We start from the raw sequence: 23,072 nt of genomic DNA, 5'->3' as shown, positions 1-23,072 counted from the left end.
ATACTCCTAACAACACATTCCTGGGCGTTCGTGCTGAAGAAGTATTTTATTTTTGTATATTTACATACAATAAAACTGCGGGTTCAGTAAAAAAACCTGCAGCTCAAGCGATTAATTGACTCATCAAAAATACTGACACTTTGGATTTTCATTCATTCAACCTCCACGACGATGTAATTACCGGCATCGAATCGATGGGCTATAACACCCCCACTCCGGTGCAGCAACAGGCGATTCCCCTTATCCTGGAGAGGCAGGATGTGATTGCCTGCGCTCAGACCGGCACCGGAAAAACGGCAGCTTACCTGCTTCCGCTGATAGACCGTGTTTCGCACGGCAACTACAACTTCACCAGCACCCTTATTTTAGTGCCCACCCGCGAGCTGGCCAAGCAGATAGACGAGCAGGTAGAAGGCCTGGGTTATTTTGCCCCGGTAAGCTCTATTGCCATTTACGGCGGCAGCAAAGGCGGCGACTGGGACCAGCAGAAACGTGCCTTAACCGGCGGCGCCGATATCATTATTGCCACTCCCGGCCGCCTGATCGCGCACATGGCCATGGGCTATGTAAAACTCGACCAGCTGCTGCACCTGGTACTCGACGAGGCCGACAAGATGCTGGACATGGGTTTTATGGATGACATCCTGAAAATTGTGAGACAGCTCCCGCAGCACCGCCAGACCCTGCTCTTCTCGGCTACCATGCCGCGTAAAATCCGGGAACTGGCCAAACAGATCCTGAAAGAGCCGTCGGAAATAAACCTGGCCATATCCAAGCCTGCCGCAGGAATTGACCAGCGCCTTTACCTGACGTACGACAACCAGAAACTGCCCTTGCTGGAGCACCTGCTCCACGACCTGGAGGTGCACAGCATGATCGTGTTTACCTCCCGCAAATCGAATGTTAACCAGATTGTGCGCTCGCTGCAGAAGATGGGTTTCGAGGCCGAAGGCATTCAGTCGGACCTGGAGCAGGCAGACCGCGAAAAGGTGCTGCAACGGTTCAAGAACCGGCAGGTACGCATCCTGGTGGCAACCGACATCCTGTCGCGGGGCATCGACATCGACAGCCTGAGCCACGTGATCAACTTCGATATGCCACAGGATGCCGAAGATTATGTGCACCGGGTAGGGCGCACGGCACGCGCTTCGTCTACCGGCATGGCCATTACCTTTGTAAATGAAAACGATATGTACCGGGTAAAAAAGGTAGAGCACCTGATAGAGCGGGACCTGCCCAAACTGCCTTTACCGGAAACCTTAGGCAGCGGCCCCGCCTTCGACCCCACCCGCAGGTTTGATAAAGGCCGCGGAAAAGGCAGCCACACCCGCTCCCCCAAGCGCAGAGGCCCCAAACCCGTCTCAACCGATCATCCCCACAAGGAAGGTACCAAAGCAGCGGCAGCACCTGCCCGCCCTGCAGAAAAAGCGCCGCGTGCCGAAGGGCAGCAGGAGCGCAAAAAGCCCAGCCGCAAACGAAACAAGAACCGGAACCGCAACAGAAACCGTGATGCGTCCGGCAGCCCGAAGCCACAGGGCAGCCAGCAGGCACCGCAGGATCAGAACTAATATACAAAACAGCAGGGGCCGCCAACAAGCGGTCCTTGTTTTTTTTAAGCGCCGTTGCCGGGATTACCCCTGCTTTGCCACCTATTTCTAATTTTATCTGTTCGCACACAACACCCAACTCACCAAAAAGAGTATAAGTAGTTTGTAGTTTCCAACCGCTTACATAAAAAAGAACTTATATGAGAAGCATCAAAAAAATTCATACCGCCGCCTATGCTCCTATTGCCGATCTTAAAACATTCTCGCCGCTGCCGTCCAGGTCGCTGCAGCAGATAGACCCGTTCCTGTTTCTGAACCACCACGGCCCGCAGAAGTACAGCCCCCGAAACAACGGGCTCCCTTTCGGGCCGCACCCGCACAGGGGCATGGAAACCGTAACCTTTATACTGGAAGGCGACATCATGCACAAAGACTCCGGCGGGCACGAAAGCGTTATCACGGCAGGCGGCGTGCAGTGGATGACTGCCGGACGCGGCCTGATTCATGCCGAAGTTTCGTCCGATGCCTTTAAACAGCAAGGCGGTGACCTGGAAATCCTGCAGCTGTGGCTCAACCTGCCCTCCCGCCTGAAAATGACGGAACCGTTCTACAAAGGACTTCAGAAAGAGGATATCCCGACAGTTGACCTGGACAATGGCGCCATCCGGGTGAACCTGGTATCCGGCACGATCGGTGACACAAAAGGTGCATTCGAATCGCTGATTGGCGTACACCTGAGCACCATCGAGTTTAAATCGGACGCCGAACTAAACCTGCAGGTGCCAACCGATCATAACATCTTTTTTTATGTGATCCGGGGAGAGTTGACGGTAAATGAGCAAAAGGCCGAAGCGTTCCAGCTGGTCGAGTTTAACAACGATGCGGAAGATGTACACATCGAAGCGGCAGCTGACAGTATCCTGCTGTTTGGCCACGCAAAGCCCATCGGCGAACCCGTTGTAGCCCAGGGCCCTTTTGTAATGAACACCGAACAGGAAATTCACGAAGCCTACGACGATTACCGAAAAGGAAAATTCGGCAGCTGGAAGTAAGAAAAAGAAACTATGAAAGCGTTAGTACTGATAGACATTCAGAATGATTTTTTGCCCGGAGGCGCCCTGGCTGTACCGGAAGGCGACCAGGTCATCCCGATCGTGAACAGGATACAGGAACATTTCGACCTGGTAGTAGCCACACAGGACTGGCACCCGGAAAACCATAAAAGTTTTGCCTCTAACCACGAAGGCAAAAACAATTTTGAAGTTATCCAGTTACAAGGGCTAGAACAGGTGCTCTGGCCCGACCACTGCCTGCAGGGAACGCCAGGTGCTGCTTTCTCCGAAGATTTACAGATGAACAAGGTAGAAGCTATTTTCCGGAAAGGGATGGACCCGGAAATAGACAGCTACAGCGGCTTTTACGACAACGGCTACCTGAAGTCCACTGCCCTGGCCGATTACCTGCGCAACAAACAGGTTTCGGAAGTATATGTAGCCGGCCTGGCAGGCGATTACTGTGTGTACTTTACCGCCAAAGATGCACTAAAGGAAGGCTTTAAAACCTTTGTAGTAGAAGATGCCTGCCGCCCCATCAGCCTGGAAGGATATGAACGAGCAAAGGAGATAATTTGTGAACTGGGCGGCAACCTGGTACACAGCAGCACCTTTTGCTAGCGCTGCAGCTTACAATACCAGCCGCTCAGCCTTGCCGGCTTAGCGGCAACATTAGAGCCTGATTATAAGTTTTTTATTATTTGGGCAGAATTAATAGAAGAAACATTGGTTTAATCCTTACAAAAGAGGCATTTTTTAAATTTCAATGTATCTTTGTAGTCCTAAAATAACGTCATGCTTACAACCGATAAAATATTAAACAATGATCCTGATGTAATTCTGATAGGAGCCGGAATTATGAGTGCCACACTCGGTGTGTTGCTGAAGGAACTACAACCCGATTTAACCATTGAAGTATTTGAGCGGCTGAATGTTGCTGCTGCCGAAAGTTCCGATGCCTGGAACAATGCCGGTACAGGACACTCTGCCTTCTGCGAGTTAAATTACACCCCTGAAAAACCTAATGGCACTATTGACACGACCAAAGCCATTAACATTGCCGAATCGTTTGAAGTATCGAGGCAGTTCTGGGCGTACCTGGTTAAGCAAAACCTCATTAAGTCGCCTGGTAATTTTATCAGGAGCATTCCGCACATGAGCTTTGTGTGGGGCAACAAAAACGTAGAGTTCCTCCGGAAGCGTTACGAAGCGCTGCAGGAGTGTCACCTGTTCAATGAAATGGTTTATACCGAAGACCAGGAACAGATGAAAGAATGGATGCCGCTGATCATGGAGGGCCGCAAAAAGGCCGAAAAAGTAGCCGCAACCCGCATGGACATGGGCACCGACGTAAACTTTGGCGCCCTGACACGCGACTCGTTCCATTACCTGAGCTCGCTCGAAGGCGTATCGCTGCATTTCAACCATGAGGTAAAAAAGCTGAAGCAGGAGGAAGATGGCTACTGGAAAGTAAAAGTAAAAGACCTGGAAACAGGCGAGAAACGGAAAGTACGTGCTAAATTTGTTTTCATTGGCGCCGGAGGCGGTTCCCTACCCCTGCTGCTAAAATCAGGCATTCCGGAAGGAAAAGGATTCGGCGGTTTCCCGGTAAGCGGGCAATGGCTGAAATGCGTGAACCCGGAAGTTATAGCGCAGCACCAGGCCAAAGTGTATGGCAAAGCGGCCGTAGGTTCGCCTCCTATGTCGGTGCCTCACCTCGACACACGGGTAATCAACGGTAAAAAAGAGCTGCTTTTTGGCCCTTATGCCGGCTTTACCACCCGCTTCCTTAAAAACGGTTCGCTGTTCGACCTGCCGTTCTCGGTAAAAGTGAGCAACCTGCGCCCTATGATCACGGCCGGCATCAAGAACATGCCACTCACGAAATACCTCGTAAACCAGGTACGCCAAACGCCGGAAGACCGCTTACTGGCGCTCCGCGATTTTGTACCGACAGCCAATATCAAGGATTGGGAACTCGAAGTTGCAGGCCAGCGGGTGCAGGTGATCAAGAAAGATCCGAAACATGGCGGCGTACTGGAATTTGGAACAGAAGTGGTAAGTGCCGCCGACGGTTCTATTGCCGCCCTGCTGGGTGCCTCGCCAGGCGCTTCTACAGCCGTTTCTATTATGATCAGCCTGTTGCACCGCTGCTTTCCTGATAAGGTGAATTCACCGGAATGGCAGGCTAAGTTAAAGCAGATGATTCCTTCCTATGGTGAGTCGCTTGGCAGCAATCCAAAGCTTGTGGCCGAAATCAGAGCTTACACCAGCGAAGTGCTGGAACTGGCAGAGGTGCATCAGCCAGCGGTCTAGCGATATAAAAACCAAAAAAGCCTCAACTCTTGAATAAAGGGTTGAGGCTTTTTATATGCTGATTTTTTGATAAGATGTAAATGGAGGAGCAGTGGTTGTGGTGACTGGAGCAGCAAACTTTCTGGTTCGGACATCAAAGCCATCCCTTCATCACTACCATCAACGGTTCAGACAATTTACTGCACCTGCCACCACAGCCGCTACAGCACCTGCCCGAGGCCGAACAGCAGTACGAACAGCAGCGTGGTCATCGCCATCTGCTTCAGGTAAGGGTCCAGTTCCTGGGAGGTCTTACGTTGCCACACATTTACGCCATTGATGTACACCAGCGGCAGGGCCAGCACAAACAGCAGCTGCCACCAGCTTTGGAACGTTAGCAGCACGTACAGGAAAGCCGACAGAACGCCTCCCAGCAGCAGAAACGCATGATACACACGGGCACGCTTCGGCCCCAGCCGCACCGGCAGCGAGCGCTTTCCGGCCAGCTTGTCGGAATTTATATCGCGGATGTTGTTAACATTAAGCACGGCCGTCGAAAAGAAACCGCAGATAAGGGCAGGCAGCACCACCAGCCCGCTTAGCTCCTGTGCCTGCAGGTAATAGGTTCCCAGCACGCCCACCAGCCCAAAAAAGATAAACACGAAAAGGTCGCCCAGGCCGGCGTAACCATAGGGTTTGTCGCCGGCGGTGTAGTTAATGGCTGCCCAAATGGACGCCAGCCCCAGGAACAGAAACACCAGGAAAAGTAGAATACCGTCGGTGCCAAATGCCACCCACAGCAACAGCACCCCCGACAACAGCGACAGCATGCTGAACAGCAGCATCCCTTTTTTCATGTGCGCAGCCGTGATGTACCCTGCCTGTACTGCCCGCATCGGCCCCTCCCGGTGCACGCTGTCGGCCCCGTGTTTGGAATCACCGTAGTCGTTGGCCAGGTTCGAAAGTATCTGCAGGAACAAAGTGGTGAGTACGCACAGGGCGACAATGGTGCCGCTAAAAACGCCATTGGCAGCCGCCATAAAGCCGCCCATACCAATGCACGAAAGTGCCAGCGGCAGCGTACGCGGCCGGAAGGCAGATATCCAGGCTTTTACCATGCCTGGTTCGGAGGAGGAGGATGTTTGGGTGGTGTTGTTCAAAATAGTAACTGTGAGTAACGGGGATGGTACATGAGGTGAGCAAGGCGCAGCCGCAGCTTTGCTCATGTGCCGTGTTGGCGGCTGGAATTTTTATTTTCCACAACCTTATCTCTTTCATTAATCAGTTTATTGATTCGTGGCTGTATATACCAGATCCCAATCGGCCATATTAACAGTAGAACTAAATCTCCTGCATACTCTCCTAGCTTTGCTTCCCTTCCTAATTCTATAGACTTAAGTTCTTTCATAGGAAAGGCATGAACATTTAGGTAAGCAAAAATTACATAATAAATAGGTAACGCTGCAAAACCGTTGAATTCATAATGCTGTCCATCTCCAAAAGCTAAGGCAACACCAACAATTATCAATATTATAACCCCATTAATTAAAAATAGATTGTAGTTTAGTTTGATATTTTCTGGGACGAACTCGTATAGTTCATTTCCTAAAATCATAGGAAAACTAACTATTGCTACTAGGAATGGAATAGCGAATATAGTTTCCAATATAGAGGAATCATCAATGCTAATATTACCTATAAAAGACAAAAGGATAAGAAATATAAATATCTGCCAATGTTTTGCCTTTAGTACTACTCTCATTTTCTTTAATTATTCTTACCGCCAACTAGCAGATAGCAGTAATAACTCTTCAAATATACGCCTCTGTCTGCACTATGGATGAAGTTGATATTATCAAGCAGAACCTAACCCTACTTCTTTGTAATCGCACTTATCAACACCTCGTCCATCGGCTTTACCTTCGAGGGATAAAATCCGATCACGTTGCCGTTCTCGTCAATAAGATACTTGCTGAAGTTCCAGGCAGGGGTTTCGTGGTTGGGGGCGTGTTCCTCGAGCCAGACGTATAGCGGGTGCCGGTCTTCGCCTTTCACAGAAATTTTGTCGAACATCTGGAATTTGACGCCATAGTTTTTCTCGCAGAACGCCGCTATTTCTTCACTGGAACCTGGCTCCTGTCCGCCAAAGTTGTTGGCCGGGAAGCCAAGAATCACCACCTGGTCCCCGTAAGTTTCGTGCAGCTTCTGCAGGTCAGCGTACTGCGGCGTGTAACCACACTTCGAGGCCGTGTTTACGACCAGCACCTTTTTGCCTTTGAACTGCGAGAAATCCACCTCGTTGCCTTCCAGGGTGGGCATTTTAAAGCTGTAGAAGCCGCTTTGGTTCTGGGCTTGCGCGGTAGTTGCCGTGGTGTCCATAGCTGTAGTACTTTTAGTTGTGTTATTCGGTTCGGAGCAGGCGGTACTCAACAACACGGCCAGCAGTGCCACTGGTTTCAGAAATGGAGAGATTGATCTTATCATTTGTTCTTTTTTACTTCTAATAAATAGTAATTTACGTTTTATGCCCTCCCGAAACAAGCCCGGGACATCCGGCTTCAAAGGTAATTTTATAAAAAAAATCTTCTGCAGCTACCACCATTGCCTTTGCTGTTCAAAAAAAACTGCTTCAGGTTTTCAACTGCTGATTCGGATTTGCAATCCGAATCAGCTTGATCTTTTTTATCTGAATCAGGATTTACAGAATTTTAGGATTTTCAGGATTAGCCTATCTGCTATCAGACACTCGCAGGAGCTGGGCACACTGCGAGGTCTTTTGAGGCAACAGAATATAGCTGTTACTTCGCTATAGTGATGCTACATAAATCCTGAAAATCCTAAAATTCTGTAAACCCTGATGCAGAAAAACACACCTGCAGAGGCAATGGTGGCAGCTGCAGACATTTTTTCCTAACAAATTAGCCTCAAAGTAAGGCAAAAGACTCGCAACTACATCCGCTCCGGCACCTCAATTCCCAGCAGCGCCATACTTTCGCGCACGAAACGGGCTACCATGGCAGAAAGCGCTATCCGGAAGCTGCGGGCCTGCTCGTTTGTTTCGTTGAAGATGGAAATTTCCTGGTAGAACCGATTGTAGGCCTTGGCCAGCTCGTACGCATAATTGGCTATCACGGAAGGAGCATAATTATCGCCTGCTTCTTTTACCGCCACCGGGAAGTTCACCAGCTGCGTAACAACCTCCTGCTCCGCCTCGTGCAGCTGCGAAAGGTCGTTAAACGATACTGCACCTGCCACGATACCCATGTCTGCTGCCTTACGCAAAATAGCCGAAATACGGGCGTGGGTGTACTGAATAAACGGACCGGTATTGCCCCGGAAATCGATCGACTCCTGCGGGTTGAAGAGCATACGCTTTTTCGGATCTACTTTCAGGAGGAAGTACTTGAGCGCGCCCATGGCCAGGGTGTGGTAAAGCTGCTGCGCTTCTTCCTGCGTAAAGCCTTCTATCTTTCCTAACTCCTCTGTCTGCTGACGGGCCGTATCCACCATTTCGGCTACCAGCTCGTCGGCGTCCACGACCGTTCCTTCCCTGGATTTCATTTTACCCGATGGCAGGTCCACCATGCCGTACGAGAGGTGGTAAATACCTTCGGCGTAAGGCTTGCCCAGCTTTTTGAGCACCGCCTTCAGCACCTGGAAGTGGTAGTTCTGCTCGTCGGCTACCACGTACAGCGACTGGTCGTAAGGGAAATCCTGGTACTTGAGTTCGGCCGTTCCCATGTCCTGGGTGATGTAGACGGAGGTGCCGTCGGAGCGCAGCAGCAGCTTCTGGTCGAGCCCTTCGTCGGTCAGGTCTACCCACACCGAGCCATCGTCTTTGCGGTAGAACACATTTTTATGCAGCCCTTCTTCCACCCGCTCTTTGCCCAGCGTATAGGTTTCGGACTCGTAGTAATATTTATCAAAGTCAACACCGATGGTGCGGTAGGTCTGGTCGAAGCCGGCGTACACCCAGCTGTTCATCTGTTTCCAGAGCGCCACCGTTTCCGTCTCGCCCTGCTCCCAGCGCTGCAGCATGGCCTGCGCTTCCACCATCAGCGGTGCTTTCTTTTTGGCTTCCTCTTTGTCCATGCCGGCGGCTACCAATCCTTCAATCTGCTCTTTGTAATGCTTATCGAACAACACGTAGTATTTGCCTACCAGGTGGTCGCCTTTGATGCCGCTGCTTTCGGGTGTTTCGCCGTTGCCAAATTGCTGGTAAGCCAGCATCGATTTGCAGATATGAATGCCCCGGTCGTTTACCAGGTTTGCCTTAAGCACGTTATGGCCATTCGCCTTCAGAATTTGGGACACGGAATAGCCCAGGAAGTTATTGCGCAGGTGGCCCAGGTGCAGCGGCTTGTTCGTATTTGGGGACGAGTACTCCACCATCACGTTCTGACCGGTTGCCTCGCCTTTACCAAAATCCGGGTTCTGAATCAGCTCGCGCAGTAGTTGCAGCCACACCGCATCCTGTATTTCCAGGTTCAGAAATCCTTTTACTACATTGAAATCCTTTACTTCCGGCGCGTTCTCTTTCAGGTAGGCCCCCAAGGCCTGCCCGATCTGTTCGGGTCCTTTGCCCACCGTTTTGGTATAGGGGAAGGTAACAAACGTATAAGTGCCTGCAAATTCTTTTCGGGTTGGCTGCAGGCTTACCTGGGCGGCATCAACAGATACCTGGAATAAAGCATTCAGAGCCTCGCTCACGCGCTGGCTGATGGTGTGTTGAAGTTGCATTTAGTCGTTGGCTGTACTATTAGATTCTCTGTGTAAGATGGCCTGTGTGGTTGCCTCCAGAATGCTGAAGGCGTTCTCGGCCATGGTATTTTCGGTGTCCAGGGTTGGGTTTATTTCTTCCATTTCGTAGCAGCAGACACGCGGGTCCTGCACCAGCTGGTAACATAAGGCTTTAGCCTCCTCTACGGTCAGCCCCACCTCTACCGGTGTTCCTGTTCCCCTGGAAAACTTCGGATCCATGCTGTCTACGTCAAACGACACATAAACGAGGTCGCAATCTTTCAGATGCTCCAGGGCCTCCTGCGCTACCTGCGTGGCGCCCTTGCGCTTAAATTCCTGGTAACTGAAGTTCCGGATGCCGTATTTGGCGATGAGATAATCCTCCGGTTCTTCGGTGTCGCGCACGACAATGTATACCAGGTGCCTGTGCTCCAGTTTCGGCCCTTCCACCCCCACCTTCTTCATCGACTCCCAGAAAAAAACGGTTTCAGGAGCAGGTTCATTTACTTTGCGGTCCAGGTTGTCTTCGTTCAGGGCAATGGCCAGGGCCATGCCATGCACGTTGCCGGAAGGCGTGGTATAAGGCGAGTGAATATCGGCATGCGCATCTATCCAGATCACCCCCAGCGTTTTATCCGGGAAAGCTGTTTTAATACCGGCAATGGTACCTGCTGCATTGGAATGGTCGCCGGCCAATACCAGCGGAAACATACCAAATTCCAGCGTCTGCGCCACCACATTGCTCACACTTTTTAGCACCGGCAGAATGCTGTCGATGTGGTGCGCCATCGGGAACACATCTTTGTCGAAAAGCGTGTAGTTCAGGTCGGGCACACTGATAGAGTTGAAGCGCTTGAAATAATCGGAACCTTTGTCCAGGCAAGCTACTTTTAAGGCGTCAATTCCCATACCGGCCCCTCTCGTACCGGCACCTAATTCCGACCTAACCTCTATCAGCTTTACTTTTTTCATTTTTATCGAACAAAGTTATTGCAAAGATTGTAAAATACAGTCAATATTGCATATCATCTAAAGACAATAATGGCCTTAAATGGATAAATACACCGACCTCATCCACCAGACGTTTGATTTTCCGACAGAAGAATTTCAAGTGGAAAACAACGAACTACTCTTCAACGGCATTCCCCTGATGGAAATCATCAGGCAATATGGCACTCCGCTTAAATTAACTTATTTACCCAAAATCAGCTCACAGATACAGAAAGCAAAAAAACTGTTTGCCGAGTCTATCGAGAAGCTGAATTATAATGGTACTTATACGTACTGTTACTGCACGAAGTCGTCTCACTTCTCTTTTGTACTGGAAGAGGCCCTGAAAAACGACATCCATATCGAAACTTCCTCCGGGTACGACATGCAGATTATCCGGGCGCTTTACAACAAAGGCAAGATTACCAAAAACACCTATGTGGTGTGCAATGGCTTTAAACGCGAGCGCTACAAGCACTGGCTATCGGAGCTAGTAAACGAAGGGTTTGTAAACTGCATGCCCATCCTGGACAACCTGGAGGAGATAGAATATTATAAAGAGCATGTTACTGAGAAATGCAAAGTAGGCATGCGCCTGGCATCGGACGAGGAGCCGAAGTTTGAATTTTATACCTCGCGCCTGGGCATCCGCTACAACGATGTGATCGAGCTCTACGAAAATAAAATAAAGGACGATCCGAGGTTTGAGTTGCGCATGCTGCACTACTTCATCAATACCGGCATAAAAGATACATCCTATTACTGGTCGGAACTGAGCCGCTTTGTGCATAAATACTGCGAGCTTAAAAAAGTGTGTCCGGAGCTGGACACCATCGACATTGGCGGCGGCTTCCCGATCAAAACCTCCATCCAGGCAGATTACAACTACCGCTACATGATAGAGGAAATTCTGCGCACCATAAAGCGCATTTGTGAAGCAGAAGGCGTGCCCGAACCAAATATTTTTACAGAATTCGGAATTTTTACAGTAGGCGAAAGCGGGGCCACCATTTACTCTATTTTAGACCAGAAGTTACAGAATGACAAGGAGTTATGGTATATGATCGATGGTTCCTTCATCACCAATTTACCAGATGCCTGGGCACTAAACCAGCGTTGGCCACTACTTTCTGTAAATCATTGGGACCAGGAATATCGTAAAATACAAATAGGCGGGATAACCTGCGATAGTCAGGATTATTACAATTCTGAAATGCACTCGTTCCAGGTGTTTTTACCAAAAATACCAAAGGACCAGCCGCTTTACATCGGCTTTTTCCATACGGGAGCCTATCAGGAGTCGCTGAGCGGATATGGCGGTATTAAACATTGCCTCATACCTGCTCCCCAACACGTTATCATTGACCGTGATGAGAACGGGGAGCTGAAGTCGTGGCAGTTTGCACCGGAACAGACAAGCGAGGCGATGTTAAAAATCCTGGGTTACGAGGTGTAGTTAAAACAAAAAAAGAGATAACTTTTTATAACTTTTTAACGTTTTAATTTTTCTTTTGCAGAGAATACCGTATGTTTGGGAACTCATTTTTTAATATTTATTACGATGAAAAAGTTACTACAAGTTGGGGCGTTTTTCCTGGTGATCAGCTTCGCATCATGCAAAACCTATTGTCCTGCGTATAGTTCAGTACAGCCCCATGAGAAAGCTGAACAGGCAACTGTTACAGCTTCCAGCGCTCCTTCAGCCGAGGCTGAAGCCGACATCAAGAGCTAGCTTTGAATCAGCTTTTAGCTTCAATCATATAAAAAAAACCGGCGCTCAGGCCGGTTTTTTTATGTCTTTCAGAATCAGCTGCGTTGCCTCCCACAGGTCCTTTGCCTGAATCTGGTGGGTTCCGGCCCGGTGGTGCTCCCCCACCAGTATCGTTCTCACGCCGGCTTTTTTGCCTGCATCAATATCGCGCTTCACATCGCCAATCATCCACGACTGGTTTTTATCAATATGATATTTCGCCATAGCCCGCTCAATCATCAGGCTGTCAGGCTTCCGCGACAGCGAGGCAGAGATGGTATGATGCCCGGGCGCAAAATAAATATCGTCAATCAGCGAGTCGCAGCTATCCTGCAGTTTCTGGTGGCAGGCCAGCACATCTTCTTTTGTAAAGATGCCTTTCGAGATGCCGCTCTGGTTCGTGATCACTATCAGCAAATAACCGTGCTGCTTTAGCAGCGCCAGCGCCTCGGGCACACGCGGCAACACCTCAAACTCTTCGAGCTTATAGGCATAGCCACCAAGTTCGCGGTTCAGCACACCGTCGCGGTCCAGGAAAACACATTTTTGTTTATGCATAAGACTTGTATGGTTGAGACGCTAAAATTACTATTTATTCGTTCGACTTTCATGTAATATTTAAATTTTCCGGGGGATAGCTTGCGTACTATAGATGAAGCTCATCGTTGTATCGCCAGGAAAGATGCAACAGGTACCCTTACAGGCATAATTGTATTATAAACACAAAAATGAGAGTAGCGATAATAGGAGGAGGCATTTCGGGACTGGCTTTAGCATACTACCTGCAGAAGCTGGGGATCTCTTACGATCTGTTTGAGGGATCAGCAGAAGTAGGCGGCAATATCCGGACAGTAAACATAAACGGCTACCTGCTGGAATGCGGCCCGAATTCACTGCAAATGACGGATGAACTGCAGGAGATGATCAGTGAATTAAAGCTTGAAACAGAAGTACATCCTACGATAACCGTTACCAACAACCGGTACGTGCTGTGCGATGGCTCTTATCAAAAGATACCCTCCTGCCCGTTTTCACTTCTTCGCAATGGCTTCTTATCAGGTGCAACAAAAAGAAGAATTGTAGCGGAAAGAAAAGTTCCGGCGGCCTTTATCCCCTACGAAACCGTTACCCGTTTTTTTGAGCGGCGGTTCGGCGCCGATGCAACTGAAAAAATCATTAATCCCTACATCACCAATCTGCTGGGCGGCGACCCGGACCACCTGCTGATAGAGAAAGCACTTCCGGAGTTCAAGGCATTCGAATCAAAGTACGGCTCCGTGCTGCGGGGCCTGGCAAAGCGCCAGAATGGCTCCGGCAACAAGTCCTTTACGTTCAGAGGAGGCATGAGCACACTGCCACAGGCCATCGCCGATAAGCTGATTTCGCTGCATACGGAGCGTAAAATAGAAGTGATAACCCGCAGCATGGGAAAATACATTCTTTGCTCTGCCACTCCACATGACATGGAAGATAAAGAATATGATGCCGTTGTTCTGGCGCTTCCGGCGCACAAGGCGGCAGACCTGATGGATTTTACATTCCCCGGCATATCGGCTGCCCTGCAAAATGTAAATTACCCACCCCTGGCTGTGGTACACAGTATTTACAACAGGCACGATGTAGAGCATCCTTTGGATGGTTTCGGCGCACTACATCCAAAAACGGAAGCACCATTCTCCAATGGCGCTGTATGGGTGAGTTCCCTGTTTAATGGCAGGTGCAAACCCTACGAAGTTCTCCTGACTTCTTATGTAGGCGGAACACCTTATGCAGCACACGCAAACCTGCCTGAAAAAGAACTGCTGGAGCGGGTGCACGAAGAAAACCAGACAAATTATGCCATCAATGCTGCCCCGGTTTTCCAGCATGTCACTTACTGGAAAAAATCTATGCCGCAGTATGACCTGTACATTGAAGATGCCCACGAAATGGCCCGGATGTTTGAAGAAGCCAATATTTTTGTTGCGGCCAACTGGCAGGGCGGCGTGCTTGTTTCCGACTGCATCCGGCATGCCAAGGAGCTGGCAAATAAAATAAATTTAAAAGCTCCCTTAGCTCAAAGTGCCTAAGTTAGGTATATTTGGGGCATGGAAAACTCGTTGGTGATTATCCCAACCTACAACGAAAGGGAAAATATTGAAGCTATGGTAAGAAAGGTACTGTCGCTGAGCCACCCTTTTCACCTGCTCATTATTGATGATGGATCGCCGGATGGAACGGCCGATATTGTGCGTGCACTGCAGCACGAGTACCCTGGCCGCCTGCACCTCGAAAGCCGGCGGGGCAAGCTTGGCCTGGGCACCGCCTACATCCACGGCTTTAAATATGCACTTCGCAATGGGTATGAATATATCTTTGAAATGGATGCCGACTTCTCTCACAACCCGGAAGATCTGGTCAGGCTTTACGACTCCTGCTCCCAGGAAGGCTACGATGTGGCCATTGGCAGCCGCTATGTGCAGGGGGTAAATGTAGTAAACTGGCCCATGAGCCGCGTACTCATGTCTTACTTTGCCAGTTATTATGTGCGCATGGTCACCGGCATGCCGATTGCCGACACGACAGCGGGCTTCAAGTGTTACCGCCGCCGGGTGCTCGAAACCATTGAACTGGACAAGATCAGGTTTGTTGGGTATGCATTCCAGATCGAAATGAAGTTCCTGGCTTTTAAGTATGGGTTTAAAATTCAGGAAGTGGCCATTATTTTTACAGACCGTACCAAAGGAGAGTCTAAAATGTCGAAAGGCATTTTTAAGGAAGCAGTGTTGGGGGTGATAAAAATGAAAATTGCCAGCTATTTCCGGCACTTCGACCGCTATTAATAAGTAAGGCTTCCCGTGCTTGGTTCGCCTCTTCAACCATAAACATCCCGAATTTTTAGTTCAGCCTTCTTTACATCTGCAGCTAATCCGGTAACTTTACTTTTTCTTCTAATTTAATCTTATCTGATAAAGATAATAAGTCTTTAGTTTATGGGTAATACCATTGTCTTCTGGATACTTTTTAATGCCTTTGTACTTTTGCTGCTTGGCCTCGACCTGTTCGTTTTTCATAAAAAGGCCCACGAAGTAAAAATAAAAGAAGCGCTGCTCTGGAGCTTGTTCTGGGTAGTGCTGTCGCTGGGCTTTAATGCCATTATTTACTACTGGAAAGGGCCTGCTCCCGCCCTTGAATTCCTGACCGCCTACCTGATTGAAAAGTCGCTGAGCGTCGATAACCTTTTCGTTTTCATCCTGATATTCAATTATTTTAAGGTGCCGCTCATGTTCCAGCACAAGATCTTGTTCTGGGGTATCCTGGGCGCACTGGTGCTGCGGGCCCTCTTTATCCTGGTAGGCGTGGCGCTGATTGCCAAATTCCATTTCATCATTTACATCCTGGGCGCTTTCCTGGTGTATACGGGTGTAAAAATGGCGTTTACGAAGGAGGAAAATGAGCTGCACCCAGAGCAAAACGCTTTTCTGGTGTGGATAAGCCAAAAGCTGCGTTTTACCAAAACGGCCCCGGAAGGAAAGTTTTTTACCAAGATCGATGGTAAAACCTACGCCACGCCCCTGTTCCTGGTGCTGATCATGGTGGAAAGTACCGACGTGGTTTTTGCAGCAGACTCCATTCCTGCTATCTTGGCTATCTCCAAAGATCCGTTTATTATTTATACCTCCAACGTGTTTGCACTGCTGGGGCTACGGGCACTGTACTTTGCCCTTGCCGGTATTATGCAGCTTTTCCACTACCTGCACTACGGGTTGTCCGTTATCCTGGCATTTATCGGTCTCAAGCTGCTGCTGAGCGATATTTATCACCTGGACATGCGTATTGCGCTGGTGGTGGTAGGCAGTATTCTGACTATTTCCATCGTAGCTTCTTTGCTGTTTCCGAAAAAAGAAAGTGCGCTGCCTCCCCCACCTGATTTACCTTAAATTCAGGTCCGGGAAAACCTCTTTGGCTTTTTCATTTTTCACAAATAACAACTGTTACTTTGAAATTTATTTAACAATAAGATAATATTGTAAATAATTTTTCAACAACAACTTGCTTTGTATTAAAATTTATCAGTACCTTTAAGCATTCAAAAGAACAGATTATGTTATCAGTCAATAAACAAGCATTTAACCAGAAATCGATTTGCGCCTGTAACGGGGGGTGATGGCTATGCTTTGCATTGATTTATAAATGAAAAGATAAACCTGGAACCCCGCCCAAAGCGGGGTTTTCTTTTTTAAATGCCTATAAATTTTATTAAATATCCAAAATGCCATGAGCACGAAAACACTTAGCATGAAATTAGCTGCCGGCACAAACAAACTAGCCAAAACAACAGCCCCTGTGGTAATAGCAGGTCCATGCAGCGCAGAAAGTGAGGAGCAGATGTTACAAACAGCCCTCGGTCTGAAAAAGCTACAAAGTGTCTCCATTTTCAGGGCCGGCATCTGGAAACCCCGTACGCGTCCGGGTAGCTTTCAGGGCGTAGGCACTGTTGGGTTGGAATGGCTGCGAACTGTAAAACAGGAAACCGGGCTACGCACCGCCTGCGAAGTTGCCAATGCCGACCATGTTGCCGAAGCCCTGAAACACGAAGTAGACATCTTATTGATAGGAGCGCACACTACCGTTAACTCGTTCCTGGTGCAGGAAATAGCAGATGCTGTAAAAGGAGTGGATATACCGGTGCTGGTAAAAAACCCGGTAAGCCCCGACCTGCTGCTGTGGATAGGCGCGCTGGAGCGTTTCAACAACAGTGGCATCTCTGACCTGGGCGTGATACACCGCGGCTTCTCCACCATCGACAATGCCCCCTACCGCAACCACCCGAAATGGGACCATGTGGCGGAGCTGAAAAGCCAGCTGCCCGACCTGCCTGTGTACTGCGACGCCAGCCACATTGCCGGCCGCCGAAGCCTGCTGCGTCCGGTTAGCCAGCGTGCGATTGACCTGGGCTACGATGGTTTGATGGTGGAAACCCACCACAACCCGGTAAAAGCCCTCAGCGATCCGCACCAGCAGCTAATGCCCCCGGAACTCGACATGCTCCTGCAGGCGCTCAACATGCAGGGTAATGACCCGGAAGAAGCCAGAAGCGTGGTGCTGCAGGAAGAGTGGCGCAAAGAGATCGAGTACCTGGACGATGAACTGATGGACCTGCTGGCCCGCCGCACCGCTTTATCCGAAAAGTTAGGCACCAACCGGCAGGGCAACAGTTCAGAAGCCGAAGAAGCCTGGGATCAGGTGCTGGAAAACCTGCTGCTGCAGGCAAACAGCTTCGGGATGAACAAGGAGTTTGTGAAAACGGTATTCCAGGAAGTGCGCAAGCAGTACGCTCAAACGCACCTGTACTGCGATATGGGAGCCTAGATAGATATTGGTTATTCGCTATCAGTTATTGGGGAGGTCATGTTGGGTATTAGGATGATGACCTGAGAGCTGTGGGTATGGTGGAAGGGGCAGTCGGGTTTTGGAAGATAAATTTCTAAAAAAACAATAAGCCCCTGCCACCATACCCACTACTCCTGGCGCAGAGCCGGGATATGCAGTAAATTTTAAGGTAAACCGGCCTGAAAGTCTGCTGCAGCTGCCACCATAGCCTCTGCTCCTGCTTTACCGATTTTATAAAAACTATAGCTATTTAGCAGCTATTTTCGATACATAGCCAGCTCCTTTTTAAGGATTTACTAACAGATGGTAACAACCTTTTGTGGTATCGTAAATAAAATTGAAAATAAATTTGAAAGTCTAAAAAACATTCTGTAATATTACAGCGCAATTAAAAAAGATATGGTTTTACACAACGCTTTTTACTTTAGCTTTTACTTTTTTGGTACCCGTCCGGGGCTCCACAGGTAATGCTATTGCGTTGTTCAACATAAAGCAAAACTAACGAAGCCCCGCCCAAAGCGGGGCTTTTTTAATAATATGGCTCAGGAATTAAAAATTGCGATTCAGGGTGGCGCTGCCTCTTTTCACGACAAGGCTTCGCGGGTGTATTTTGCGCAGCAAAAAGTTGCTGCTGTACCGTGCAGTTCGTTTCCGGAGTTGTTCGAAACACTGGAGAATGGCGAAGCAACCTATGCCGTAATGGCCATCGAGAATGCGCTTTCCGGCAGTATTCTTACCAACTATTCCCTGTTACTGCAGCACGATTTCAGCATTATGGGCGAACTGTGGCTGCCTATCGACCAGAACCTGATGGCGCTGCCTGGCCAGAAGATGAAAGATATTCATACGGTGCTGTCGCACCCGGTGGCCTTGCTGCAGTGCGGCGATTTCCTGAAGCACCACGCGTACATGCAGGAGCAGGAACGTTCAGACACCGCCGAAAGTGCACGCGAGATTAAAGAGCAGGACCTGAAAGGCGTAGCAGCCATTGCCGGAAAACAGGCTGCTGAACTGTATGGGCTGGAAATTCTGCAGGAAAACATCGCCGACCGCCAGGATAATTTCACCCGTTTCCTGGTACTGTCGCGCGATCATGTTCAAAAAATGCTGCATGCCTCCGCCGATAAAGCAACGCTCATCCTGCAGCTGCCTTATTCTTCCAGGATGCTGGGTGCCATTATTCACAAACTGTATACCCTTAAAATAACTGTTTCGCTCATCCAGTACATCCCGGCTCCGGCAGGAAATACGAGTCAGAACATCGCACTGGACCTGGAAAGCAATGATTACTTCAGGTTGCTGAACGCCATCGAAGAGCTGGAGCCTATGGTAGATAACCTGAAGCTGCTGGGGCTATACTCGAAAGCGGGCATGCCACAGTACCTGGAATTCGGAGAAAAAGTATTATCACACGCCTGAAACATAAGTCAACATGATTATTCCTAAAGCCGACCGTCTGGCCCATGTGCAGGAGTATTACTTCGCCAAAAAGCTGGCAGAGGTAGCTGCCCTGAATGCAAAGGGCAAACAGGTGATCAACCTGGGCATAGGCAGTCCTGATTTACCGCCGTCACAGGAAACTGTCGAGGCGCTTACTAAGTCAGCTTCACAACCATCCGGACATGGGTACCAGCCCTACCGCTCGCTGCCGTCGCTGCGCAAAGCCATGGCCGACTGGTATGCCGACACATTCGAAGTAACGCTCGATCCTGAAACAGAGGTACTTCCGCTGATGGGTTCTAAAGAAGGGGTATTTCACATTGTCATGGCCTTCCTAAACCCCGCCGACAAAGTGCTGGTGCCAAACCCGGGTTATCCGGCTTATGCTACCACCGCCCGCATGGCAGGTGCCGAACCGGTTTTCTATAACCTGAGCGAAGAGAACGGCTGGCTGCCCGATATGGCGCAGCTGGAGGAACTGGCCAGCCAGGGAGGCGTGAAACTGATGTGGATCAATTACCCCCACATGCCAACCGGGGCACAGGCCACACAGGAAGTTTTTGAGCAGCTGGTAAGCCTGGCGCGCAAACATAATTTCCTGTTAGTGAACGATAACCCCTACAGCTTGGTTTTACCTAAGAGCAAGCCTAAAAGCCTGCTTACCGTGCCCGGAGCCAAAGATTGCTGCCTGGAATTAAATTCCCTGAGCAAGTCGCACAACATGGCGGGCTGGCGCGTAGGCATGATCCTGGGCCGTAAGGACTATCTGGACACGATCCTTACGGTTAAGAGCAACATAGACTCAGGCATGTTTCAGGCAGTACAGCATGCCGCTATCGAGGCGCTGCACAACAGCGAGGAATGGCACCAGGAGCGCAATGCTATTTATGCCGAAAGGCAGAAATATGTGCACCAGCTACTCGACATGCTGCAGTGCAAATACCAGACAAATACTGTCGGAATGTTTGTCTGGGCCCGGGTTCCGGATCACATTGCCGATGTGGAAGCTTACCTGGACAAGGTGCTTTACGAAGCAGGCGTGTTTTTAACGCCAGGCAAGATTTTCGGTAGCCAGGGCGAGCGCTATTTACGGGTATCGCTTTGTGTACCGTCAGAACAAATAGTAGAATCAATTAAACGAATTAAACAACATAATATAATTTACAGTTAATTATGAGCTCCAATACTTCAACACTTAAGTTAGCCGCCAAAACAAAACTATTGAATGGTGGACCGCTTCCAACCGTTATCGCAGGTCCTTGCAGTGCGGAAAGCGAAGAACAAATGCTTCAGACAGCCCGCGAGCTGCAAAAAGATTCACGCGTAACGGTATTCAGAGCAGGTATCTGGAAGCCTCGTACCCGCCCGGGCATGTTCGAAGGTATCGGCACGGTTGGCCTGGAGTGGTTGAATACTGTAAAAAAAGAAACCGGTCTGCTTACTGCCACGGAGGTAGCCAACGCAAGCCATGTGGAAGAAGCGTTAAAAGCTGGTATTGATATTTTATGGGTTGGCGCCCGTACAACTGTAAACCCTTTCTCGGTACAGGAAGTAGCTGATGCTCTGCGAGGTGTTGATGTGCCTGTATTGGTTAAAAACCCGGTTAACCCCGATATCCAACTGTGGCTAGGCGCGCTGGAGCGTCTCAACCAGGCTGGCATTACCGACTTAGGTCTGATTCACAGAGGATTCTCTACGCCTAATAACAAGCCTTACCGTAACCACCCGAAATGGGAAACTATCCAGCAGATTCGTGCCCTGGCACCAGGTGTTCCGTTGTTCTGCGACCCAAGCCACATTGCCGGTCGTCGCGATTTGCTGGAAACTGTAAGCCAGCAGGCACTGCACTTAGGCGCTGACGGTCTTATGATCGAAACACACTGCAATCCTGATAAAGCCTGGAGCGATGCTTCGCAGCAGCTTACCCCGGAAGCACTTGCCAACATGCTTACTGCCCTTGATCTTGATTCGGAGCATGTGGCCTCCAACGAGCAGCTGCAGGATCTTCGGAACCTGATCGATAAGCTTGACACTGAATTACTGAACATCCTGTTCCTGCGTTCTGATGTTTCCAAGCGAATTGGTGAATATAAAAGAGCAAATGGTTTAGATATTTTCCAGGCGGGCCGTTGGAACCAAATGGTAGAGAACCGACTGAAAACTGCTAATGAAATGGGCTTACAGGAAGGTTTTGTACAAGCTGTTTTCGATGCCATTCACCAGCAGTCAATGGGCATCCAGAACGAAGTAATGGCTTCAGGAAGTAAAGTGGAATCTGAATCACAGTCTAAATAGTCATAATTTTTTACAGGCAGGTATAATGGCTTTTTGTAGCTCTGCCTGAAATAAAAAAGCAGCCCCGCTATAAAGCAGGAGCTGCTTTTTTATTTTCCGAAGCCTTGGTTTTTCAAAAAAGCAGCGACTTCGGGCACAGTTTTTTATTTTTTGTTGTTAGGCAACAAAGTCACTTTTAACCCTTGGTCATGATAACCACTTTTTCGAACACCGTCATCGGTCGCCTTCGCTTTATCGGCATACTGGAAGGTATTTCTTCTCTTATACTGTTTGGCATCGCGATGCCTTTGAAATACCTCGCTGATATGCCTGAAGCTGTAAAATATGTAGGCTGGGCACACGGTGTGCTTTTCCTGCTGTACATTGCAGCTCTGCTTCAGGCAACGCTGCTGTACCGCTGGTCTTTCCTGAAACTGGCGGCTGGTGTAGTTGCCTCGCTCCTTCCCTTTGGTCCCTTTGTGTTTGATGCCCGCCTGCTAAAGCGGGAAGAGGAAGCGCAGCAGAAAAAGAAACTGGTGAAGCAGAAAGTATAACGTCGATTCTTTTACCCACTAAAACAGCAAAGCCCGTCCGGTCAGGACGGGCTTTGCTGTTTTAGTGCATATTGTTACTTTATAAATACCGCTCCAGGTACTGCGACATTTCCTGCTGCACTTCCAAAGCAGCTTCGCGGGCTTTTTCGGCAAAGTCCTTACCGGAGGAAGCGTAGATAATACCGCGCGACGAATTTACCAGCAGACCGCACTGCCTGTTCATACCCAATCGCGAAATTTCTTCCAGGCTACCGCCCTGAGCACCTACACCAGGCACCAGGAGAAAATGATCCGGTACAATGGCACGTACGCGCTCTACGAAATCGGCACGGGTGGCGCCTACTACGTACATCAGTTGGTCGGCAGTTGCCCAGGTGGCGCTTGTTTTTAACACTTTCTCAAACAGGTAAGCTGGTTCCTCACCTTCCGTTTTCAGCATCTGGAAATCCTGGCTACCAGCGTTGGAGGTTAAGGCCAGCAAAATCACCCATCGTCCTTCCTTCGTCAGAAATGGCTTAACCGAATCGGAGCCCATGTACGGAGCCACTGTTACCGAATCGAAATGCAACGTTTCAAAGAAAGCGCGTGCGTACAGTTCCGAGGTATTGCCAATATCGCCCCGTTTGGCATCGGCTATGGTAAAAATATCCCCTGGAATGTGCTGCAGCGTTTTTTCGAGGCTCACCCACCCCTGCGGGCCCTGCGCCTCATAAAATGCGATGTTTGGTTTATATGATACACAAAGGTCAGAAGTGGCCTCAATTATCTGTTTGTTGAATTCAAAAACAGGATCTTCCGAGTCGAGCAGGTGCTCGGGAAGCTTCTGCGGGTCTGTGTCCAGCCCCACGCATAAATAGGATTTCTTTTTTAGTATCTGCTCGAATAGTTGTGCTCTGTCCATGGTACTTTATCTTTTTACTTCTGTAAGCAAAACTACGATTTTTTGGTTATTAGTTATTCGTGACTTTGTTGCAACGGATATAAGAAGGGGATATAGCTTGATTAAAAAGTAGAGTTGTAGCGTATCTTAGAAGCGACCAAACTTTTAAGAAGCGAT

The 23,072-nt window shown here is 49.2% G+C and carries 21 protein-coding genes; 14 read left to right on the top strand and 7 right to left on the bottom strand.

Annotation, left to right across the window (positions count from 1 at the left end):
* Positions 1–194 precede the first annotated feature (194 nt).
* The 4 genes from DCW36_RS10845 to DCW36_RS10830 all read left to right on the top strand — a co-directional run bounded on the left by DCW36_RS10845 (position 195) and on the right by DCW36_RS10830 (position 4,915).
* Positions 195–1,568, top strand: a complete 1,374-nt coding sequence (locus DCW36_RS10845) for a DEAD/DEAH box helicase (protein WP_114778810.1) — start codon at positions 195–197, stop codon at positions 1,566–1,568.
* A gap of 179 nt (positions 1,569–1,747) precedes the next feature.
* Complete coding sequence (locus DCW36_RS10840) at positions 1,748–2,599, top strand: pirin family protein (protein WP_114778635.1); 852 nt, start codon at positions 1,748–1,750, stop codon at positions 2,597–2,599.
* A 12-nt stretch (positions 2,600–2,611) separates the two neighbouring features.
* Complete coding sequence (gene pncA, locus DCW36_RS10835) at positions 2,612–3,220, top strand: bifunctional nicotinamidase/pyrazinamidase (RefSeq protein WP_114778634.1); 609 nt, start codon at positions 2,612–2,614, stop codon at positions 3,218–3,220.
* 174 nt (positions 3,221–3,394) lie between these two features.
* Positions 3,395–4,915: a malate:quinone oxidoreductase gene (locus DCW36_RS10830; protein WP_114778633.1), complete on the top strand. Its 1,521-nt coding sequence runs from the start codon at positions 3,395–3,397 to the stop codon at positions 4,913–4,915.
* 200 nt (positions 4,916–5,115) lie between these two features.
* On the opposite strand, the gene DCW36_RS10825 is transcribed toward DCW36_RS10830, so the two are convergent.
* The 5 genes from DCW36_RS10825 to DCW36_RS10805 all read right to left on the bottom strand — a co-directional run bounded on the left by DCW36_RS10825 (position 5,116) and on the right by DCW36_RS10805 (position 10,606).
* Complete coding sequence (locus DCW36_RS10825; protein ID WP_114778632.1) at positions 5,116–6,012, bottom strand: 1,4-dihydroxy-2-naphthoate polyprenyltransferase; 897 nt, start codon at positions 6,010–6,012, stop codon at positions 5,116–5,118.
* 104 nt (positions 6,013–6,116) lie between these two features.
* The gene (locus DCW36_RS10820) at positions 6,117–6,656 is read right to left on the bottom strand and encodes a hypothetical protein (protein ID WP_114778631.1); all 540 of its coding nucleotides are present in this window, start codon (positions 6,654–6,656) and stop codon (positions 6,117–6,119) included.
* A 110-nt stretch (positions 6,657–6,766) separates the two neighbouring features.
* Positions 6,767–7,378: a glutathione peroxidase gene (locus tag DCW36_RS10815; RefSeq protein ID WP_394344807.1), complete on the bottom strand. Its 612-nt coding sequence runs from the start codon at positions 7,376–7,378 to the stop codon at positions 6,767–6,769.
* Between the two features lie 465 nt (positions 7,379–7,843).
* Complete coding sequence (gene argS, locus DCW36_RS10810; RefSeq protein ID WP_114778629.1) at positions 7,844–9,634, bottom strand: arginine--tRNA ligase; 1,791 nt, start codon at positions 9,632–9,634, stop codon at positions 7,844–7,846.
* Positions 9,635–10,606, bottom strand: a complete 972-nt coding sequence (locus DCW36_RS10805) for an arginase (protein ID WP_114778628.1) — start codon at positions 10,604–10,606, stop codon at positions 9,635–9,637. It lies immediately after the preceding gene.
* A 79-nt stretch (positions 10,607–10,685) separates the two neighbouring features.
* Between DCW36_RS10805 and DCW36_RS10800 the strand changes: the two genes are divergently transcribed.
* Together DCW36_RS10800 and DCW36_RS22580 are read left to right on the top strand one after the other, a co-directional pair.
* Positions 10,686–12,080: a type III PLP-dependent enzyme domain-containing protein gene (locus tag DCW36_RS10800; protein ID WP_114778627.1), complete on the top strand. Its 1,395-nt coding sequence runs from the start codon at positions 10,686–10,688 to the stop codon at positions 12,078–12,080.
* Positions 12,081–12,185: 105 nt separating this feature from the next.
* Complete coding sequence (locus DCW36_RS22580; protein WP_164891104.1) at positions 12,186–12,356, top strand: hypothetical protein; 171 nt, start codon at positions 12,186–12,188, stop codon at positions 12,354–12,356.
* Between the two features lie 45 nt (positions 12,357–12,401).
* On the opposite strand, the gene DCW36_RS10795 is transcribed toward DCW36_RS22580, so the two are convergent.
* Positions 12,402–12,932: a D-glycero-alpha-D-manno-heptose-1,7-bisphosphate 7-phosphatase gene (locus DCW36_RS10795; protein ID WP_114778626.1), complete on the bottom strand. Its 531-nt coding sequence runs from the start codon at positions 12,930–12,932 to the stop codon at positions 12,402–12,404.
* Between the two features lie 170 nt (positions 12,933–13,102).
* Here DCW36_RS10795 and hemG point away from each other — a divergent pair, with 170 nt between their 5' ends.
* From hemG to DCW36_RS10755, 8 genes are all read left to right on the top strand, one after another.
* Positions 13,103–14,443, top strand: a complete 1,341-nt coding sequence (gene hemG / locus DCW36_RS10790; protein ID WP_114778625.1) for a protoporphyrinogen oxidase — start codon at positions 13,103–13,105, stop codon at positions 14,441–14,443.
* Between the two features lie 18 nt (positions 14,444–14,461).
* Positions 14,462–15,196: a polyprenol monophosphomannose synthase gene (locus DCW36_RS10785; protein ID WP_114778624.1), complete on the top strand. Its 735-nt coding sequence runs from the start codon at positions 14,462–14,464 to the stop codon at positions 15,194–15,196.
* Between the two features lie 150 nt (positions 15,197–15,346).
* Entirely contained in the window at positions 15,347–16,294 is a 948-nt protein-coding gene (locus tag DCW36_RS10780; protein ID WP_114778623.1) for a TerC family protein, read from the top strand.
* A 358-nt stretch (positions 16,295–16,652) separates the two neighbouring features.
* Positions 16,653–17,726, top strand: a complete 1,074-nt coding sequence (locus tag DCW36_RS10775) for a bifunctional 3-deoxy-7-phosphoheptulonate synthase/chorismate mutase type II (protein ID WP_114778622.1) — start codon at positions 16,653–16,655, stop codon at positions 17,724–17,726.
* Positions 17,727–18,284: 558 nt separating this feature from the next.
* Entirely contained in the window at positions 18,285–19,166 is an 882-nt protein-coding gene (locus DCW36_RS10770; protein WP_114778621.1) for a prephenate dehydratase, read from the top strand.
* Between the two features lie 13 nt (positions 19,167–19,179).
* A complete protein-coding gene (locus DCW36_RS10765; RefSeq protein WP_114778620.1) occupies positions 19,180–20,358 on the top strand; it encodes a pyridoxal phosphate-dependent aminotransferase in 1,179 nt (392 codons plus the stop codon).
* Positions 20,359–20,360: 2 nt separating this feature from the next.
* Complete coding sequence (locus DCW36_RS10760; protein ID WP_114778619.1) at positions 20,361–21,482, top strand: chorismate mutase; 1,122 nt, start codon at positions 20,361–20,363, stop codon at positions 21,480–21,482.
* 188 nt (positions 21,483–21,670) lie between these two features.
* The gene (locus tag DCW36_RS10755; RefSeq protein ID WP_114778618.1) at positions 21,671–22,015 is read left to right on the top strand and encodes a DUF3817 domain-containing protein; all 345 of its coding nucleotides are present in this window, start codon (positions 21,671–21,673) and stop codon (positions 22,013–22,015) included.
* 79 nt (positions 22,016–22,094) lie between these two features.
* Here DCW36_RS10755 and pyrF read toward each other — a convergent pair whose 3' ends face one another.
* Positions 22,095–22,916 carry an orotidine-5'-phosphate decarboxylase gene (gene pyrF / locus DCW36_RS10750; RefSeq protein WP_114778617.1) on the bottom strand — a complete coding sequence of 274 codons (822 nt, stop codon included), beginning with the start codon at positions 22,914–22,916 and terminating at the stop codon, positions 22,095–22,097.
* Positions 22,917–23,072 lie beyond the last annotated feature (156 nt).

Origin of the sequence: Botryobacter ruber, from assembly GCF_003347595.2 — a bacterium.
Lineage (GTDB): Bacteria > Bacteroidota > Bacteroidia > Cytophagales > Hymenobacteraceae > Pontibacter > Pontibacter ruber_A.
This window is presented reverse-complemented; position numbering and strand designations above follow the sequence as displayed.

Bases quoted from the DNA above. Each gene is read 5' to 3' on its own strand.
- DCW36_RS10820 (WP_114778631.1), bottom strand. From the start codon at position 6,656: ATGAGAGTAGTACTAAAGGCAAAACATTGGCAGATATTTATATTTCTT.
- hemG (WP_114778625.1), top strand. From the start codon at position 13,103: ATGAGAGTAGCGATAATAGGAGGAGGCATTTCGGGACTGGCTTTAGCA.
- DCW36_RS10755 (WP_114778618.1), top strand. From the start codon at position 21,671: ATGATAACCACTTTTTCGAACACCGTCATCGGTCGCCTTCGCTTTATC.
- DCW36_RS10800 (WP_114778627.1), top strand. From the start codon at position 10,686: ATGGATAAATACACCGACCTCATCCACCAGACGTTTGATTTTCCGACA.
- DCW36_RS10825 (WP_114778632.1), bottom strand. From the start codon at position 6,012: ATGGTAAAAGCCTGGATATCTGCCTTCCGGCCGCGTACGCTGCCGCTG.
- DCW36_RS10795 (WP_114778626.1), bottom strand. From the start codon at position 12,932: ATGCATAAACAAAAATGTGTTTTCCTGGACCGCGACGGTGTGCTGAAC.
- DCW36_RS10845 (WP_114778810.1), top strand. From the start codon at position 195: ATGGGCTATAACACCCCCACTCCGGTGCAGCAACAGGCGATTCCCCTT.
- DCW36_RS10770 (WP_114778621.1), top strand. From the start codon at position 18,285: ATGGCTCAGGAATTAAAAATTGCGATTCAGGGTGGCGCTGCCTCTTTT.
- pyrF (WP_114778617.1), bottom strand. From the start codon at position 22,916: ATGGACAGAGCACAACTATTCGAGCAGATACTAAAAAAGAAATCCTAT.
- DCW36_RS22580 (WP_164891104.1), top strand. From the start codon at position 12,186: ATGAAAAAGTTACTACAAGTTGGGGCGTTTTTCCTGGTGATCAGCTTC.
- DCW36_RS10760 (WP_114778619.1), top strand. From the start codon at position 20,361: ATGAGCTCCAATACTTCAACACTTAAGTTAGCCGCCAAAACAAAACTA.
- pncA (WP_114778634.1), top strand. From the start codon at position 2,612: ATGAAAGCGTTAGTACTGATAGACATTCAGAATGATTTTTTGCCCGGA.
- argS (WP_114778629.1), bottom strand. From the start codon at position 9,634: ATGCAACTTCAACACACCATCAGCCAGCGCGTGAGCGAGGCTCTGAAT.
- DCW36_RS10830 (WP_114778633.1), top strand. From the start codon at position 3,395: ATGCTTACAACCGATAAAATATTAAACAATGATCCTGATGTAATTCTG.
- DCW36_RS10775 (WP_114778622.1), top strand. From the start codon at position 16,653: ATGAAATTAGCTGCCGGCACAAACAAACTAGCCAAAACAACAGCCCCT.
- DCW36_RS10785 (WP_114778624.1), top strand. From the start codon at position 14,462: ATGGAAAACTCGTTGGTGATTATCCCAACCTACAACGAAAGGGAAAAT.
- DCW36_RS10840 (WP_114778635.1), top strand. From the start codon at position 1,748: ATGAGAAGCATCAAAAAAATTCATACCGCCGCCTATGCTCCTATTGCC.
- DCW36_RS10780 (WP_114778623.1), top strand. From the start codon at position 15,347: ATGGGTAATACCATTGTCTTCTGGATACTTTTTAATGCCTTTGTACTT.
- DCW36_RS10815 (WP_394344807.1), bottom strand. From the start codon at position 7,378: ATGATAAGATCAATCTCTCCATTTCTGAAACCAGTGGCACTGCTGGCC.
- DCW36_RS10765 (WP_114778620.1), top strand. From the start codon at position 19,180: ATGATTATTCCTAAAGCCGACCGTCTGGCCCATGTGCAGGAGTATTAC.
- DCW36_RS10805 (WP_114778628.1), bottom strand. From the start codon at position 10,606: ATGAAAAAAGTAAAGCTGATAGAGGTTAGGTCGGAATTAGGTGCCGGT.